The 12,767-nt window shown below is 55.1% G+C and carries 15 protein-coding genes; 9 read left to right on the top strand and 6 right to left on the bottom strand.

The genetic code is table 11. The features are described 5' to 3' along the window. Positions 1 to 65: 65 nt before the first annotated feature. A complete protein-coding gene (locus BM258_RS05835; protein ID WP_090069918.1) occupies positions 66 to 1,586 on the bottom strand; it encodes a L,D-transpeptidase family protein in 1,521 nt (506 codons plus the stop codon). A 645-nt stretch (positions 1,587 to 2,231) separates the two neighbouring features. On the opposite strand from BM258_RS05835, the gene BM258_RS05830 reads away from it, so the two are divergent. From BM258_RS05830 to BM258_RS05800, 7 genes are all read left to right on the top strand, one after another. Further along, entirely contained in the window at positions 2,232 to 2,756 is a 525-nt protein-coding gene (locus BM258_RS05830) for a PAS domain-containing protein (RefSeq protein WP_090069915.1), read from the top strand. A 294-nt stretch (positions 2,757 to 3,050) separates the two neighbouring features. Further along, positions 3,051 to 3,905: a 2,3,4,5-tetrahydropyridine-2,6-dicarboxylate N-succinyltransferase gene (dapD, locus tag BM258_RS05825; protein WP_090070424.1), complete on the top strand. Its 855-nt coding sequence runs from the start codon at positions 3,051 to 3,053 to the stop codon at positions 3,903 to 3,905. Positions 3,906 to 4,037: 132 nt separating this feature from the next. Continuing rightward, positions 4,038 to 4,466, top strand: a complete 429-nt coding sequence (locus BM258_RS05820; RefSeq protein ID WP_090069912.1) for a MerR family transcriptional regulator — start codon at positions 4,038 to 4,040, stop codon at positions 4,464 to 4,466. Beyond that, positions 4,411 to 4,836 carry a carboxymuconolactone decarboxylase family protein gene (locus BM258_RS05815; protein WP_175527941.1) on the top strand — a complete coding sequence of 142 codons (426 nt, stop codon included), beginning with the start codon at positions 4,411 to 4,413 and terminating at the stop codon, positions 4,834 to 4,836. Before BM258_RS05820 ends, BM258_RS05815 begins: the two co-directional genes overlap by 56 nt. A gap of 90 nt (positions 4,837 to 4,926) precedes the next feature. After that, on the top strand, positions 4,927 to 5,442 hold the full coding sequence (locus tag BM258_RS05810; RefSeq protein WP_090069907.1) for a DUF805 domain-containing protein: 516 nt from the start codon (positions 4,927 to 4,929) through the stop codon (positions 5,440 to 5,442). Between the two features lie 157 nt (positions 5,443 to 5,599). Then, positions 5,600 to 6,769 (top strand): succinyl-diaminopimelate desuccinylase, encoded by a 1,170-nt coding sequence (dapE, locus tag BM258_RS05805; RefSeq protein ID WP_090069903.1) that lies wholly within the window; start codon positions 5,600 to 5,602, stop codon positions 6,767 to 6,769. Positions 6,770 to 6,948: 179 nt separating this feature from the next. Continuing rightward, positions 6,949 to 7,524: a hypothetical protein gene (locus BM258_RS05800; RefSeq protein ID WP_090069900.1), complete on the top strand. Its 576-nt coding sequence runs from the start codon at positions 6,949 to 6,951 to the stop codon at positions 7,522 to 7,524. A gap of 16 nt (positions 7,525 to 7,540) precedes the next feature. Here BM258_RS05800 and truA read toward each other — a convergent pair whose 3' ends face one another. Beyond that, the gene (gene truA / locus BM258_RS05795) at positions 7,541 to 8,335 is read right to left on the bottom strand and encodes a tRNA pseudouridine(38-40) synthase TruA (protein WP_090069897.1); all 795 of its coding nucleotides are present in this window, start codon (positions 8,333 to 8,335) and stop codon (positions 7,541 to 7,543) included. A 39-nt stretch (positions 8,336 to 8,374) separates the two neighbouring features. On the opposite strand from truA, the gene BM258_RS05790 reads away from it, so the two are divergent. Beyond that, positions 8,375 to 8,611, top strand: a complete 237-nt coding sequence (locus BM258_RS05790) for a hypothetical protein (RefSeq protein ID WP_090069895.1) — start codon at positions 8,375 to 8,377, stop codon at positions 8,609 to 8,611. Here BM258_RS05790 and fmt read toward each other — a convergent pair. Then, positions 8,604 to 9,530: a methionyl-tRNA formyltransferase gene (gene fmt / locus BM258_RS05785; RefSeq protein ID WP_090070422.1), complete on the bottom strand. Its 927-nt coding sequence runs from the start codon at positions 9,528 to 9,530 to the stop codon at positions 8,604 to 8,606. The genes BM258_RS05790 and fmt overlap by 8 nt on opposite strands. 42 nt (positions 9,531 to 9,572) lie before the next feature. Continuing rightward, on the bottom strand, positions 9,573 to 10,091 hold the full coding sequence (gene def, locus BM258_RS05780) for a peptide deformylase (protein WP_090069892.1): 519 nt from the start codon (positions 10,089 to 10,091) through the stop codon (positions 9,573 to 9,575). Positions 10,092 to 10,246: 155 nt separating this feature from the next. Here def and BM258_RS05775 point away from each other — a divergent pair, with 155 nt between their 5' ends. After that, positions 10,247 to 11,602, top strand: a complete 1,356-nt coding sequence (locus BM258_RS05775; RefSeq protein WP_090069890.1) for a DNA recombination protein RmuC — start codon at positions 10,247 to 10,249, stop codon at positions 11,600 to 11,602. Between the two features lie 46 nt (positions 11,603 to 11,648). Here the strand turns inward: BM258_RS05775 and recR are convergent, their stop codons facing one another. Both recR and BM258_RS05765 read right to left on the bottom strand, forming a co-directional pair. Then, positions 11,649 to 12,293 carry a recombination mediator RecR gene (recR, locus tag BM258_RS05770; protein WP_090069887.1) on the bottom strand — a complete coding sequence of 215 codons (645 nt, stop codon included), beginning with the start codon at positions 12,291 to 12,293 and terminating at the stop codon, positions 11,649 to 11,651. A gap of 60 nt (positions 12,294 to 12,353) precedes the next feature. Continuing rightward, on the bottom strand, positions 12,354 to 12,674 hold the full coding sequence (locus tag BM258_RS05765) for a YbaB/EbfC family nucleoid-associated protein (protein WP_090070420.1): 321 nt from the start codon (positions 12,672 to 12,674) through the stop codon (positions 12,354 to 12,356). Positions 12,675 to 12,767 lie beyond the last annotated feature (93 nt).

The following is a 12,767-nucleotide window of genomic DNA, read 5'->3' as shown; positions in this document are numbered from 1 at the left end:
TGCTTTTCTTCAGTTTGCAATCAGCATTATCATCAGCGTGCAACGCTGAAAGCAGCTGGCCCATATCAGCGGGTTTTAACCTCGGTCAAACGCGCACCGCGATTGATGAGCATGGAGAACAGCCCCTTCTTCTTGGGCGCTTCCTGCACGGGTTCGGTTTTGTTTCTGGCGACCTGCTTGGGCTTAGCGGGCTTTTTTCGCTCCACCGTCTTCTGGATCGGTCTGGAGGAAGGAAGATCCGGCTTGGTCAGAACAATGAAGTCTGTGCCTACAGGGGTTGTCTCACGGCTGAAGCCCCTGTCAGAAATCGTAATTGAAGAGCCGCTGTTCACCAGAAGATCAATTTGGGCGCGCACTTCATCGGGAATTTCGATCCGGTCAAGAATAGCGCTGGAGGCTACCAGAGCCTCGTTGTCCATATCCTGCGTAACACCAAGGCGGGTCTGCATGCTATCGTCATAGCGATCTGTCAGATTGACGGACAGCCAATCCAGCTTGCCACTTTGCGTGTGCGAGTGGGTCGCGGTCAACAGATGCGCCCCGAGAGGCGCCTCGGGATTCTTGATCATGATCGGCGCATCAAACAGAGGCTTGAAACGGGACCGCACATAGATGTGGCCTGTCGGTACCTCTCCCTTGCCTGCGGCATGATAAAGCGCGGTTAGTAGGGTCTTGTCGATCACGGCCTTGAGCGGCTGGACTTGGTCTTCGATGCTGCCCTGTCTGGATTTAATGAAGGCGCGCACTGCCCCATAGGTGGCCTTGCCAGCCAATCCATCCGGCTCACCGGCATCAAAGCCCAGTTCATTGAGCATGATTTGCACTTCGCGCACCAGATTGCCGCGCGGCTGGCGGGTGATGAACACCCGAATGGGGGAGTTATCGCGTTTCACCTGATCAAGCAGATTGAGACGCATGGAAATTTTCGCGGCAAGCGGATCTTCTGAAGGGCGGTCATCCAGAAGCGCGATTTTGCCGTGTCCCTTGACCGGCTGTGACGGGCCAAGGCTCAATTCCGTCAGCTTGTTGGCCAGTTGAACATCTTCGGGCTGGAACAGCCGTGCGTTATGGATCAACTCGGGCTCGGCCTCCCGATTGGCGATGACAACATGCGCGCCGCGTTCGGTCATGGAGAAGAGTTTGCCTGCGAAGCCGCGCGGCAACCGGACACAGCCATGGGATGCGGGATAATTTGGCACCGAGCCGGACTCATGCAAAGCGATGCCGGACCAGGTCAGGCGCTGCATATAGGGCATGGGGGCGCTATCATAGATATTGGAAAAATGCTGTCTTCTCTTTTCAAGAATGGAGAAGATACCAGTTGGCGTCGAGTGCCCCGCCTTGCCGGTCGACACGCGAGACGTAGCGACGACCTCTTGTCCACGATAGACCCGCAAGCGCTGGTCTTTGCGCGAAACAATGATCTGCAGGGGTGCCTCCTGATCGGCTTCCAAAGCAGTCTGAACGGCCTGAGAAGGACTGTCCGTCGCGGCCATCGGATCAAGCGGCTTTTCCGTCGCCAGTGCGGCTCCGCCTGCGGACAAAACAAACCCTGCGGTAAACAGCAATCGCCCTTTATAATTCATTTCGTCCCCCAAAAATCCAACCCGGTCTGTAGGCTCATTCTACGCCTGTCTTTCCCGTTAAATCCCATTTAAAAACGATCAAGGCATTCGAGAACAGACTCGTGACGATTGGCATAATTGCACCATTTCTATCATCGTTAACCCAGTTTATGCCACACTGAGCCTTAAAATCGCCCTAATATATAAAGATACGCACTAACCCAGATCGCGCAAGCAACCATGGCTTTTAGAGAAAAGCCTATACCAATCGCCTTTCTGCATAAAATTTCTTATTACTTGCTCACAAATTGATCAGGCTACTATATCTTGCAATTAATTTGTGCGCCCCTCTCGCATCACGAAATATTATTATCAATTTGTCAGATTATTCTGTGTTTTTCTGGAATAAAAACCAACTATCAGATTAAAATTGCGACAGTTAAGCATGGTGCCGTTTGATCAATACGGGTCCGCGAAGATTTTTATTTCCTTTTGTGAAAATAATCTATATTTTTGAGAACTTCTAAAAACAAGACCCAAATTGAGACCCCCGATGCGCCTGTCGAATGCAACCGGGTCGGCGTTTTTCAGTAACGACAGGCGCTCATTCCGGCAGACTGCGCCCCTCCCAGCGGGGTCTGCCAAATCGCAACCAAGGAGACCGAAATGACAATAACAATTTCTCCTACCGGTATAGAAAAGCAGTTCGGCGAAAGTGAAATTCTCGTCAGCAGAACCGACAAGGACGGTTACATAACCTATTGCAATGCGTTCTTTCGGGATATCACAGGCTATGCCAACAAGAGCCTGGTTGGTCAGCCCCACAATTGTGTTCGCCACCCTGAAATGCCTCGCTCCATCTTCAAGATCCTCTGGGATGGACTTGAAGAGAAACGAGACATGTTTGCCTATATGCAGAATCTGACGACCACCGGAGACCATTATTGGACCTTTGCCCGTGTCACTCCGTCTCGGAATGACAAAGGCGAAGTGGTCGGCTACGAGGCATCGCGCCGTGCACCCAATCGTACAGCAGTGCGTGAAGTTATCGCCCCTCTTTACAAGAAACTCTGCGACATCGAAAACAGGTTTGATGATGAGGAGCAGGCCGTTGAGGCAGGGTGCGCTCATCTGAATGGCTTGTTGCAGGAGAAGTCGACTTCCTACCGGCGGTTTGTGCTGTCTCTATAAGACCAACACCCGACCGGATCAGACATAAAGAAGGGTCGGCACGCATCGTGCCGGCCCTTTGTCGTTTCTCCCCCTGGGCAAAGGGCCCACCTTGGGCGACCGTCGTCCATTCTCCAGCCAAGCCGTTTGATCAAAATCAAGGTCTTTGCCACTTCTCGGATTGACTTCGCAAACGCATTGCTTATGGTTTGCGCGACAGCGGGATCGTCCAGCCTTGTGCCTTTTGGCAGCCGGAGGCAGGATTGGTCTTGCAAGCTTCATCACCATCAACATGACAAGCTGAAAGCAAGTGACATGACCCAAGTTGATCTGAGCGCGCTCCAAAGCACGATCGAAGCAGGCTTCGAGGCTCGCGAATCCATCAATAGCAACACGACCGGCGACATCAGGGATGCAGTCGAAAAGGCGCTGACCCTACTCGACAATGGCCATGCGCGTGTTGCGGAAAAGGCAGAAGACGGCAACTGGGTTGTCAATCAGTGGTTGAAGAAAGCCGTGCTCCTGTCCTTCCGGCTCAATGCCATGGAAGTGATCAAGGGTGGCCCGGGCGAAGCAACATGGTGGGACAAGGTTCCTTCCAAGTTTGAAGGCTGGGGCGGCATCGACTTTGAAAATGCTGGCTTCCGCGCCGTACCGAATTGCACCGTGCGTCGCTCCGCCTTCATCGGCAAAGGCGTTGTGCTGATGCCATCTTTCGTCAATCTGGGCGCCTATGTTGATGAAGGCACCATGGTCGACACATGGGCAACAGTCGGCTCCTGCGCACAGATCGGCAAGAATGTGCATCTTTCCGGCGGCGCCGGCATCGGCGGCGTTCTGGAGCCACTGCAGGCTGGCCCTGTGGTGATCGAAGACAATTGCTTCATCGGTGCCCGCGCCGAAGTGGCCGAAGGCGTCATCGTGCGTGAAGGTTCTGTGTTGTCCATGGGCGTTTATCTTGGCGCATCCACCAAGATCGTTGACCGCGCCACCGGCGAAATCTACATGGGTGAAGTACCGCCTTATTCTGTCGTTGTCTCGGGCACCATGCCGGGCAAACCGCTGCCAGATGGCACGCCGGGCCCGAACCTTTACTGCGCCGTGATCGTGAAGCGCGTGGACGAGCGCACCCGCTCGAAAACCTCGATCAACGAGCTGCTGCGCGACTAACTGTCCGTAAGCAAAAACAAATATACGAAGTCCTGCCATTGCACTGATGGCGGGACTTTTTTTATTTTACCGCTTGACCTAGAGTGCACTCGAACATCTAGCCTCCCGAATTATCGAAACAGGAGCTGACCCTTGAAGATCGGAAATCTGGCACATCTGACCGGCCTGTCCGTCCATACCATCCGCTATTACGAGAAGATCGGCCTGTTGCCCGACGCCTCTCGCGATGCCGGTGGACGTCGACAATATGGTATGGAGATCGCCAATTGGCTGACCTTCCTCAAGCATCTCAAGGCCACCGGCATGGGTATATCGGGCATGGTTCGCTATGCCCAACTGAGGGCCGAAGGACCACAGACTGCTGCGGCACGACGCCAGATGCTGGAAGATCAGCGCAGGACCGTTCAGCAACAGATAGACGCTCTGCAAGCGACGCTTCCCGTTCTCGATAACAAAATCGAAATCTACAAGGACATGGAAAAAGCCCATGTCATGGAGGCAGATCATGCAAGAGACACAAACACAATCCCCCGAATCCAACAGCCAGACAAGCGCTCTTGAACGGGCCCGCACCTATTGCGATGCGCATCACCCCGGCCTTGAAGACAATCTGAACGCATGGTTCGGCGACATGCTGCCAGACTTTGGTGAGAGCCTGGTCGAATGGGCCTATGGTCGGCATTATTCCCGCCCGGGACTTGATAGCAAAAGCCGCCAACTGGCCACCGTCGCCGCGTTGACGGTATTGGGCGGGCAGACTGCGCCGCAGCTCAAGATCAATATCGAGCATACCCTTGCCGTAGGGGCGAGCGAAAAGGAGATCGTCGAAGTCATCTGGCAAATGGCCGTCTATGGCGGATTGCCAGCCGCAATCAATGGCCTCAACGTGGCCAAGGAGGTGTTTTCGGCCAGAGAACAGACTAAGCGATAGTCTAACGCGCCGGTGGAAAGCGTCTTATCATTTGTCCCGAACGATGAGCCGCGCTAGGCTTGTCTTATCATCCGTTTGAAGAGCGAAGCCATGGCAACGCCTTCAAATGGGGATTTGGGGGAAAATGAGATGACGTTTGAAGGCCTGTTGTTTGATAGTCGCGGCGAGATCGGAAAAAGAGACTTCTGGTTTGGCCATCTGTTCCTGTTTCCCATGGAAATCGGAGCGGCCTATCTGTTTCGAGTGCCGCAAAACCAGCTCTGCTCGCAAGACCCGTCTACCTTTCTTGGCATGGCCTATTATGGCGCACTTGGCGTCATGGCCCTTGTCTTTTTATTCATGTGGTACTGCCTCGTGATCAAGCGCCTGCGCAAGATGGGGCGTGGCCACAAGAGCTTCTTTGCCTATGCCATTCCCATCCTGCTTACCTTAAGCGCTCTGGCACCGCATTTTCCGCTGTCCTGCTCGGTTGGCTTTTCTACCCGCCTGATGTTTCTGGCGCCGCTCATTCCCTTCTGGCTGATCTATTTCTATGATCTGGGCCTGCGCGCGCCCAAAAAGGCGGTCATTGAAGAGGAAGGAGAGCCGCAAATTACAGCGATCTAGCCGCTTATCATCAGACATGATCGCACTATCGCAGAAAGCTGGTTGAAGGCCGCTGCGCGGTCTTCTATGCTCGCGCCAGACCTTGCGTCCTGCCGACCTGATCCGTAGGACGACGCCCTCCATATCTTTTCTATCCGAAAGAAAGCGCTCCTGCAACATGACAAAAGCTCCAACAGCCACGGACCTTGCCAGCGCCCTGATCCAATGCCCCAGCGTAACGCCCGCTGAGGCTGGCGTTCTCACCCTGCTTGATGATTTGCTCTCCCCGTTCGGGTTTGAGGTGCATCGTCCGACCTTTTCTCAAGATGGCTATCCAGACGTTGAGAACATGTTCGCCAAGATCTCCGGTGGTGAAGGGCCGCATCTGGCCTTTGCCGGTCATGTGGATGTGGTGCCGGTGGGCGAGGAATCCATGTGGCAGCAGCCGCCTTTCTGTGGCGCAGTGAAGGATGGCAAGCTGTATGGACGCGGCGCAGCTGACATGAAGGGCGGCGTCGCTGCCTTTGTTGCAGCGGCTCTGCGTTATGTCGAGACCCATGGCGCGCCGAAGGGCACCGTTTCCTTCGTACTTACCGGTGATGAAGAAGGCCCGGCGGTCAATGGCACCGTCAAGCTCATGCAGTGGGCGGCCGAGCGGGGCGAAAAATTCACTGATTCCGTTCTTGGCGAGCCAACCAACCCGAACAGCATGGGCGACATGATCAAGGTCGGTCGTCGCGGCAGCCAGTCGGGCACGGTGACCATTTCCGGCAAGCAGGGCCATGTGGCCTATCCACATCTGGCCAACAATCCAGTGCCGGTTCTGGCTAAAATCGTCGAGCATGTCAGCGCCCAGACGCTGGACGAGGGCACGGACTTTTTCCAGCCGAGCAATCTGGAATTCATTTCCTTCGACGTGGGCAATCCGGCCTGGAATGTCATTCCCGAGCAGGCATCCGCCCGCTTCAATGTGCGCTTCAATGACCTCTGGACTGCTGAAACGCTGGGCCAATTTGTTACCAAGCACGCCACAGACTGCCTCTCGGGCGGTGCCTTCAAGCTCTCCGTTTCGCTGGAAGCGGATGGTAGCGAGGCTTTTCTGACGCGCTCGGATAGCCTGATTGATCGCTTCTCCAAGGCGGTCGAGACCGTCACGGGCAAAGTTCCGGAGCTTTCGACCGGCGGGGGCACATCGGATGCCCGCTTCATCAAGAATTATTGCCCGGTGATCGAGTTCGGCCTTGTTGGCCAGACCATGCATATGGTGGATGAACATGTCGCCGTGGCCGACATCGAGCAACTCGCCGAGGTCTATTATGAATTCATGATGCAGTATTTCGAGCGTTGATCGCGTTTGCGCTCTTAAGTTGATTAAAAGACGGGGTCAGCTATGCTGACCTCGTTTTATATCAGCTAATGCATAGTGCAGTTTTTTCTGGGTATGCAGAATGGCCGCGTTTGGACATCTGCCGCTTGTTGATCTATCCATAGTGTTCAACGCATTGCTCCTCACCTGACAGGCACTCAATGACCTATATTTTCTATCATCTTGAACTGTTGTGGTCTTTTGTGCGCGGCAAAGACGACGCCCTTTATGGCATTGATGCCACCCGACGGGGCTTCTGGCTTTCCTTCATTGCGATGCTGATCGTCGAGCCGCTCAGCCTGTTCTATGCGCTGTTGTTCGGCTATCTCGATGAGGTGCTGCTCTTTCGCTCTGGTGGGGGCACGCTTTATCTGTTGCAGCTGTTTCTGGATTGGGGCCTGCCGCCGCTGATCCTTTATGCAATCATTTCGGTTCTGGGCTACCGGGACCGGTTCATTCCGCTGATCGTGAGTTACAACTGGCTAAGCGTGATCATGGTTCTGATCACCATGCTGCCCGGTGCGATGATGACAACACAACTCATTCCGCCGCAGCTTTCCATCATGCTGATGCTCGCCATCTATGGTTTTGCCATGTGGGTGGCCTATCGGCTTTATAGCTTCGTGCTGGAATGTCCGCCCTTCACTGCGCTTGGCCTGGCTATTCTGATGGTCATTATCGGCATTGCCTCAGCCTTCTGGCTGCATAGCGTCAGTCTGGCCACAGTCAGCGCCTAAGCACCCTCCTGCAACCTTACTTGTGACCGTGGCCCTGCCATGGCTCTTCCGGAATGACATAATCGATGTCTTGGCGGTAATCGACCTGCGTGAGATAAAGCCCATCGGGTGGCGCGACAGGGCCGCAGGCGCGGCGATCGCGGGCCTCCAGAATTTCGCTGATCCATTCGACCGGTTTGCGTCCGGAGCCCACTTCCACCAGAGACCCAACAAAAGAGCGGATCTGGTTATGCAGGAAGGACCGTGCCATCGCATCCATATAGACCCATTCGCCCTCGCGGCTGATGGTGAGCTTCTCCATGGTGCGCCAAGGGCTTTTGGCCTGACAGGCCGTGGCGCGAAAGGTGGTGAAATCATAATGCCCGACCAGCAGGTCGGCACCGGCCTGCATCCGCTCCACATCAATCGCGTAGCTATATTGCCAAGCACGCCCGATTTCGAAGGTCAGCGGCGCACGGCGATTGCAGATGCGGTAACGGTAATAACGTTTGACGGCCTCGAAGCGGCTGTCAAAGGCGTCCGTCACCTTCCAGACCTTGAGAATGGCCACGCCGGTTTCCTTGAGGAAGAAATTCAGCGCTTCATTCAGTTTGAGGCTGTGCCAATCGCGCTCCAGATCCATATGCGCGACCTGCCCAGTGGCGTGAACCCCTGAATCCGTGCGCCCCGCACCAAACAGCGTCACCCGTTCATGCGTGAATTTGAACAGAGATTCCTCGATCAGGCCCATGACAGAGGGCGCATTATCCTGCCGCTGCCAGCCAGAAAAGGGGCGTCCGTCATATTCGATCAAAAGCTTGTAACGAGGCATTTTCTACCATAGATTGCTAAAAACAGAAAGGATACTGTCATGGCTTTGGTTCGTAAGCTCGAGGAAAAGAAACCTCAAACTAAGAATATTCACCAAGAAGTCGAGGCATCTTTTTTCACGCTTCGGGACGAGGAAGGTAATACCTACCTCCAAATTGAATCTTACGGATCACCGGCTCGAAAAATAAAAGGGAAAACGAGCCAATCTATCCAATTTGACCAAAACAGTGCATTTCAGCTATTCGAAACGATGAAACGAGAGTTTGGCTTTAAGTAATCACGTCGCCGATGGTCAGATCGGCACCGCGCAGGAACTCATCTGCATTCATGGCGCCCTTGCCAGCGCGCTGCAGCTTGGCAAGGCGCACCGCGCCCTCGCCGCAGGCTATGGTCATGGCATCATCGAGCAGAGTGCCCGGAACGCCAGCCCCATCGGCCAGCTCGGAGCGCAGAAGCTTGACCCTCTGCTCCTTGCCGCGAATGGTCATCATGACCCATGCACCGGGAAACGGCGACAGGCCACGAATGATGTTATGGACTTCCTTGGCGCTCATTGAAAAATCAATACGGCTTTCGGCCTTGTCGATTTTCTTGGCGTAGGTTACGCCCTCTTCGGCCTGAGGCCGGGAGGTAAGCAGCCCGCGCGACAGGGCGCCGAGCGCCCGCACCATCAGGTCGGCTCCCAGTACCATCATCTTGTCATGCAGGTCTTCAGCCGTCATCTGTTCTGTGATGGGGATGGTCTCTGACATGCAGATGTCGCCGGTATCCAGCCCCTCGTCCATGCGCATGACCTGAACACCGGTTTCGGCGTCGCCCGCCATGATGGCACGCTGGATGGGAGCAGCCCCGCGCCAACGCGGCAGAAGCGAGCCATGCAGATTGAGGCAACCTTCATGGGGCGCATCAAGAATGGCCTTGGGCAGCAACAGGCCATAGGCCACAACTACAGCCACGTCCGCATCAAGGGCGCGGAATTTCTCCTGCTCCTCTTCAGACTTCAGCGACGTTGGCGTGAAAACGGGAAGCCCGAGCTGATCGGCGGCCTGATGCACCGGCGTCTTGCGTTCTTCCATGCCGCGACCGGCCGGACGCGGTGGCTGGCTATAGACAGCGACCACTTCATGGCCTTGCCCGACAATTTCCATCAGGGTCGGAACGGAAAAATCCGGCGTTCCCATAAAGACGACGCGCAGCATGGCATACCCTCGTTGCGTTGCAGTGATGATGGAAGACCGTTACAGGACGATCTTCTCTTTCTGTTTGGCCAGCTTGGTGAATTTCTTGATCACCCGATCCCGGCGCAGCTTCGAGAGATAATCGATGAAGAGAGCCCCATTGAGATGGTCGAACTCATGCTGGGCGCAGGTTGCTGCCAGCTCATCCAGCTCGAGGGTCTGCGGCTTACCATCACGATCGAGAAATTCCATCGTCACCTGTTTGGGACGATCCACTTCTGCGTAATATTCAGGGATCGACAGGCAGCCTTCCTCGTGGGTATTCAGCTCTTCAGACTGAAAAATGATCTTTGGATTGATCATGCAGATGGGGGAATTCTCTTCGCGGGAGACATCCATCACGAAGAGGCGTCTGTCCACGCCCACCTGTATGCCCGCCAGACCAATGCCCGGGGCCTTGTACATGGTTTCAATCATGTTGTCGATCAAAGTGCGCAGATCATCGTCTACGCGCTCAACCGGAAGCGATTGCTTTCGCAGGATCGGATCCGGCAATGTTACAATATCCATCACAGCCATGAAGCTGACATAAGCTTTTCAGCTTCAAGCGTCAATCTCAAAGGCGCGAAAGAATAGGAAATTCCTATGCTTTTCTAACCAATTCCGACCAAAGCACACACATCCATGTTCACACTTTGTTTCGCTACGCTTCCGAATCGCTCTATAGTCGCGCCATGAATGACATTGTGATCACACTGGGCCAGCATGGCATAACGACCTTCCAGATCCTGATCGGGGCCTTAGCGCTGATCGGGCTGCTGGTGCTTTGGCTTCTCATCAGCCTGTCGCGACAGAATAATGTGCGGGCGCAGGAGCTGTTTGACGCGCAGGAACAGGCTCGCCGCCAAAGAGCACAGGTGGATGAACTCTCCCGGCTTCAAGCCGAGATGACGGGCCGCATGCAAACCATGGCCGAGATCTTCTCGACACGACAGACAGAGATGTCGCAGGCTCTGACCAACCGGATGGACGGCATGGGCCACCGGCTGAGCCAGACGGTAACCAAGAGCCTTGGTGATCAACAGAAGATGACAGGCGACCATTTGCGGGCGCTGCATGAGCGTCTGGCCCTGATCGACAAGGCGCAAGGCAACATCACCGAGCTTTCCGGACGGGTGGTCGAACTGCAGCAGATCCTCGCCAACAAACAGGCGCGCGGCACCTTCGGGCAAGGACGCATGGAAGCCATTATCGAGGATGCCCTGCCCAAGCATGCCTATGATTTCCAGTTTACCTTATCAAACGGCAAGCGGCCTGATTGCGTGATCCATATTCCCAATGACACGGCCGTGTTGGTGATCGATGCCAAGTTTCCACTTGAAGGCTGGACGGCGGTGAAGGAAGCGGCCAATCCGGATGAGGACAAGGCCGCCCGAAGCCGTTTTCGCAATGATGTCAAAAAGCATATAAAGGATATATCAGAGCGTTATTTCCTCGTAGGTGAAACGCAGGACACGGCCTTCATGTTCGTTCCGTCCGAGAGCCTGTTTGCCGATCTGCATGAGCAATTTGACGATGTGGTGCAAACGGCGCATCGGGCGCGGATTGTCATCGTTTCGCCTTCCCTGCTGACCCTGTCCATTCAGGTCATCCAGTCGATCCTCAAGGATGCCCGCATGCGCGAACAGGCTCATATCATCCAACGCGAAGTGACCCTCCTGATGGAAGATGTAACGCGGCTTGATGATCGGGTCTCAAAGCTACAGGCCCATTTCGGGCAGACGCAAAAGGATGTCGACCAGATTCTCACCTCGACCGGCAAGATCGTCAAACGCGGGCGCAAGATCGAGGAGATTGATGTTAGCGAAGCCGAGCTGCAAGCGGCCGCAAGGGACAATGCCGATCATATAGCCGACAAAAGCGAGACTGAGGAAACACCAGAAACCGGAACGCCAGAAACCGAGACGCCTGCCCCCGTTGAGGATACGCCCGCTTTTCCCTTTAAGGGACCTTATGGCATTGCCGGCCCAAAGATTGCGGAGCCGGGCACCTCGCGCTCCCTATTCAGTATGGATGAGGAAGAGCGCTGAATGGTGAACGATGGGGGAATGTTGGAGAAAGCCGCGTCCCGTGTCTCTATTCAAAGGCTTTACGGCTGCGGATCGCCTGTAGCAGTGTGCCTTCGTCCAGATAATCAAGCTCCCCGCCGATGGGCACACCATGGGCAAGCTGGGATATCCGGATCGGCTCATAGGCCGGATTGCTGACCTTCAGCTCCTTGGCCTGCTCCTGCAACTGATCGGTGATATAGTGAGCCGTGGTCTGGCCCTCCACCGTGGCATTGACAGCCAGAATGATTTCGCGAATTTCGCCCTTTGCCGTGCGCTTGAGGAGCCCGGCGATATTGAGATCATCAGGCCCCACACCATCCAGAGGGCTTAGCGTTCCGCCCAGCACATGATAGGCGGCATTGATGACGGAGGCTCGCTCCAGCGCCCAGAGATCGGAGACATCTTCCACCACGACCAGAACGGACGGATCGCGGCGCGTGTCGGTGCAGATGGTGCAAGGGCTGGCGCTATCGATATTGCCACAGGTTTCGCACACCTGAACCTTTTCAACCGCAACTCTCATCGCCTCGGACAGCGGGACCAGAAGCTGGTCCTTGTTCTTGATCAGATGCAGCGCCACCCGACGGGCCGAGCGCGGCCCCAGCCCGGGCAGACGCGCCAGAAGCTTGATCAGTTTTTCAATGTCCGGACCGGCAACATGACTTGCCATACCACACCTCATCTCAATACAGCGATTGCATCATTGCGGCACTTGTCTTTGCAACCGCAATCAGAATGGCAGATTCATGCCAGCAGGAAGTCCCAGATCACCAGCCATTGCCTGCATTTTTTCCTGCATGGCGGCTTCAACCTTGGCTTTGGCATCGTTGTGGGCAGCGATGATCAGGTCTTCTAGAATTTCGGCATCATCGGCATTGATCATGGATGGATCGATGGAAAGAGATTTCATTTGCCCTTTGCCGGTAACGGTTACTTTGACCATATCGCCACCGGCTACGCCTGTTGCTTCCATTTCGGCGACTTCTTCCTGCATCTCGGCCATTTTGGCCTGCATTTCCTTCGCCTTCTTCATCATCTTCATCATGTCCATGGGGATCATCCTTTTCGTTCCCGCCCCGGCGGCTTACAAGCGCCAGAAGGCTTTTCTCACATTTGTGGCTTGTGTAGGGGACGGATTGCGGCC

The sequence above is a fragment of the Cohaesibacter marisflavi genome (assembly GCF_900115225.1).
GTDB classification, from domain to species: Bacteria; Pseudomonadota; Alphaproteobacteria; order Rhizobiales; family Cohaesibacteraceae; genus Cohaesibacter; species Cohaesibacter marisflavi.
This window is presented reverse-complemented; position numbering and strand designations above follow the sequence as displayed.

Excerpts from the sequence above, each read along its gene's own strand:
- BM258_RS05835 (WP_090069918.1), bottom strand. The coding sequence starts at position 1,586 with ATGAATTATAAAGGGCGATTGCTGTTTACCGCAGGGTTTGTTTTGTCC.
- BM258_RS05830 (WP_090069915.1), top strand. The coding sequence starts at position 2,232 with ATGACAATAACAATTTCTCCTACCGGTATAGAAAAGCAGTTCGGCGAA.
- dapD (WP_090070424.1), top strand. The coding sequence starts at position 3,051 with ATGACCCAAGTTGATCTGAGCGCGCTCCAAAGCACGATCGAAGCAGGC.
- BM258_RS05815 (WP_175527941.1), top strand. The coding sequence starts at position 4,411 with ATGCAAGAGACACAAACACAATCCCCCGAATCCAACAGCCAGACAAGC.
- BM258_RS05810 (WP_090069907.1), top strand. The coding sequence starts at position 4,927 with ATGGCAACGCCTTCAAATGGGGATTTGGGGGAAAATGAGATGACGTTT.
- dapE (WP_090069903.1), top strand. The coding sequence starts at position 5,600 with ATGACAAAAGCTCCAACAGCCACGGACCTTGCCAGCGCCCTGATCCAA.
- BM258_RS05800 (WP_090069900.1), top strand. The coding sequence starts at position 6,949 with ATGACCTATATTTTCTATCATCTTGAACTGTTGTGGTCTTTTGTGCGC.
- truA (WP_090069897.1), bottom strand. The coding sequence starts at position 8,335 with ATGCCTCGTTACAAGCTTTTGATCGAATATGACGGACGCCCCTTTTCT.
- BM258_RS05790 (WP_090069895.1), top strand. The coding sequence starts at position 8,375 with ATGGCTTTGGTTCGTAAGCTCGAGGAAAAGAAACCTCAAACTAAGAAT.
- def (WP_090069892.1), bottom strand. The coding sequence starts at position 10,091 with ATGGCTGTGATGGATATTGTAACATTGCCGGATCCGATCCTGCGAAAG.
- BM258_RS05775 (WP_090069890.1), top strand. The coding sequence starts at position 10,247 with ATGAATGACATTGTGATCACACTGGGCCAGCATGGCATAACGACCTTC.
- recR (WP_090069887.1), bottom strand. The coding sequence starts at position 12,293 with ATGGCAAGTCATGTTGCCGGTCCGGACATTGAAAAACTGATCAAGCTT.
- BM258_RS05765 (WP_090070420.1), bottom strand. The coding sequence starts at position 12,674 with ATGGACATGATGAAGATGATGAAGAAGGCGAAGGAAATGCAGGCCAAA.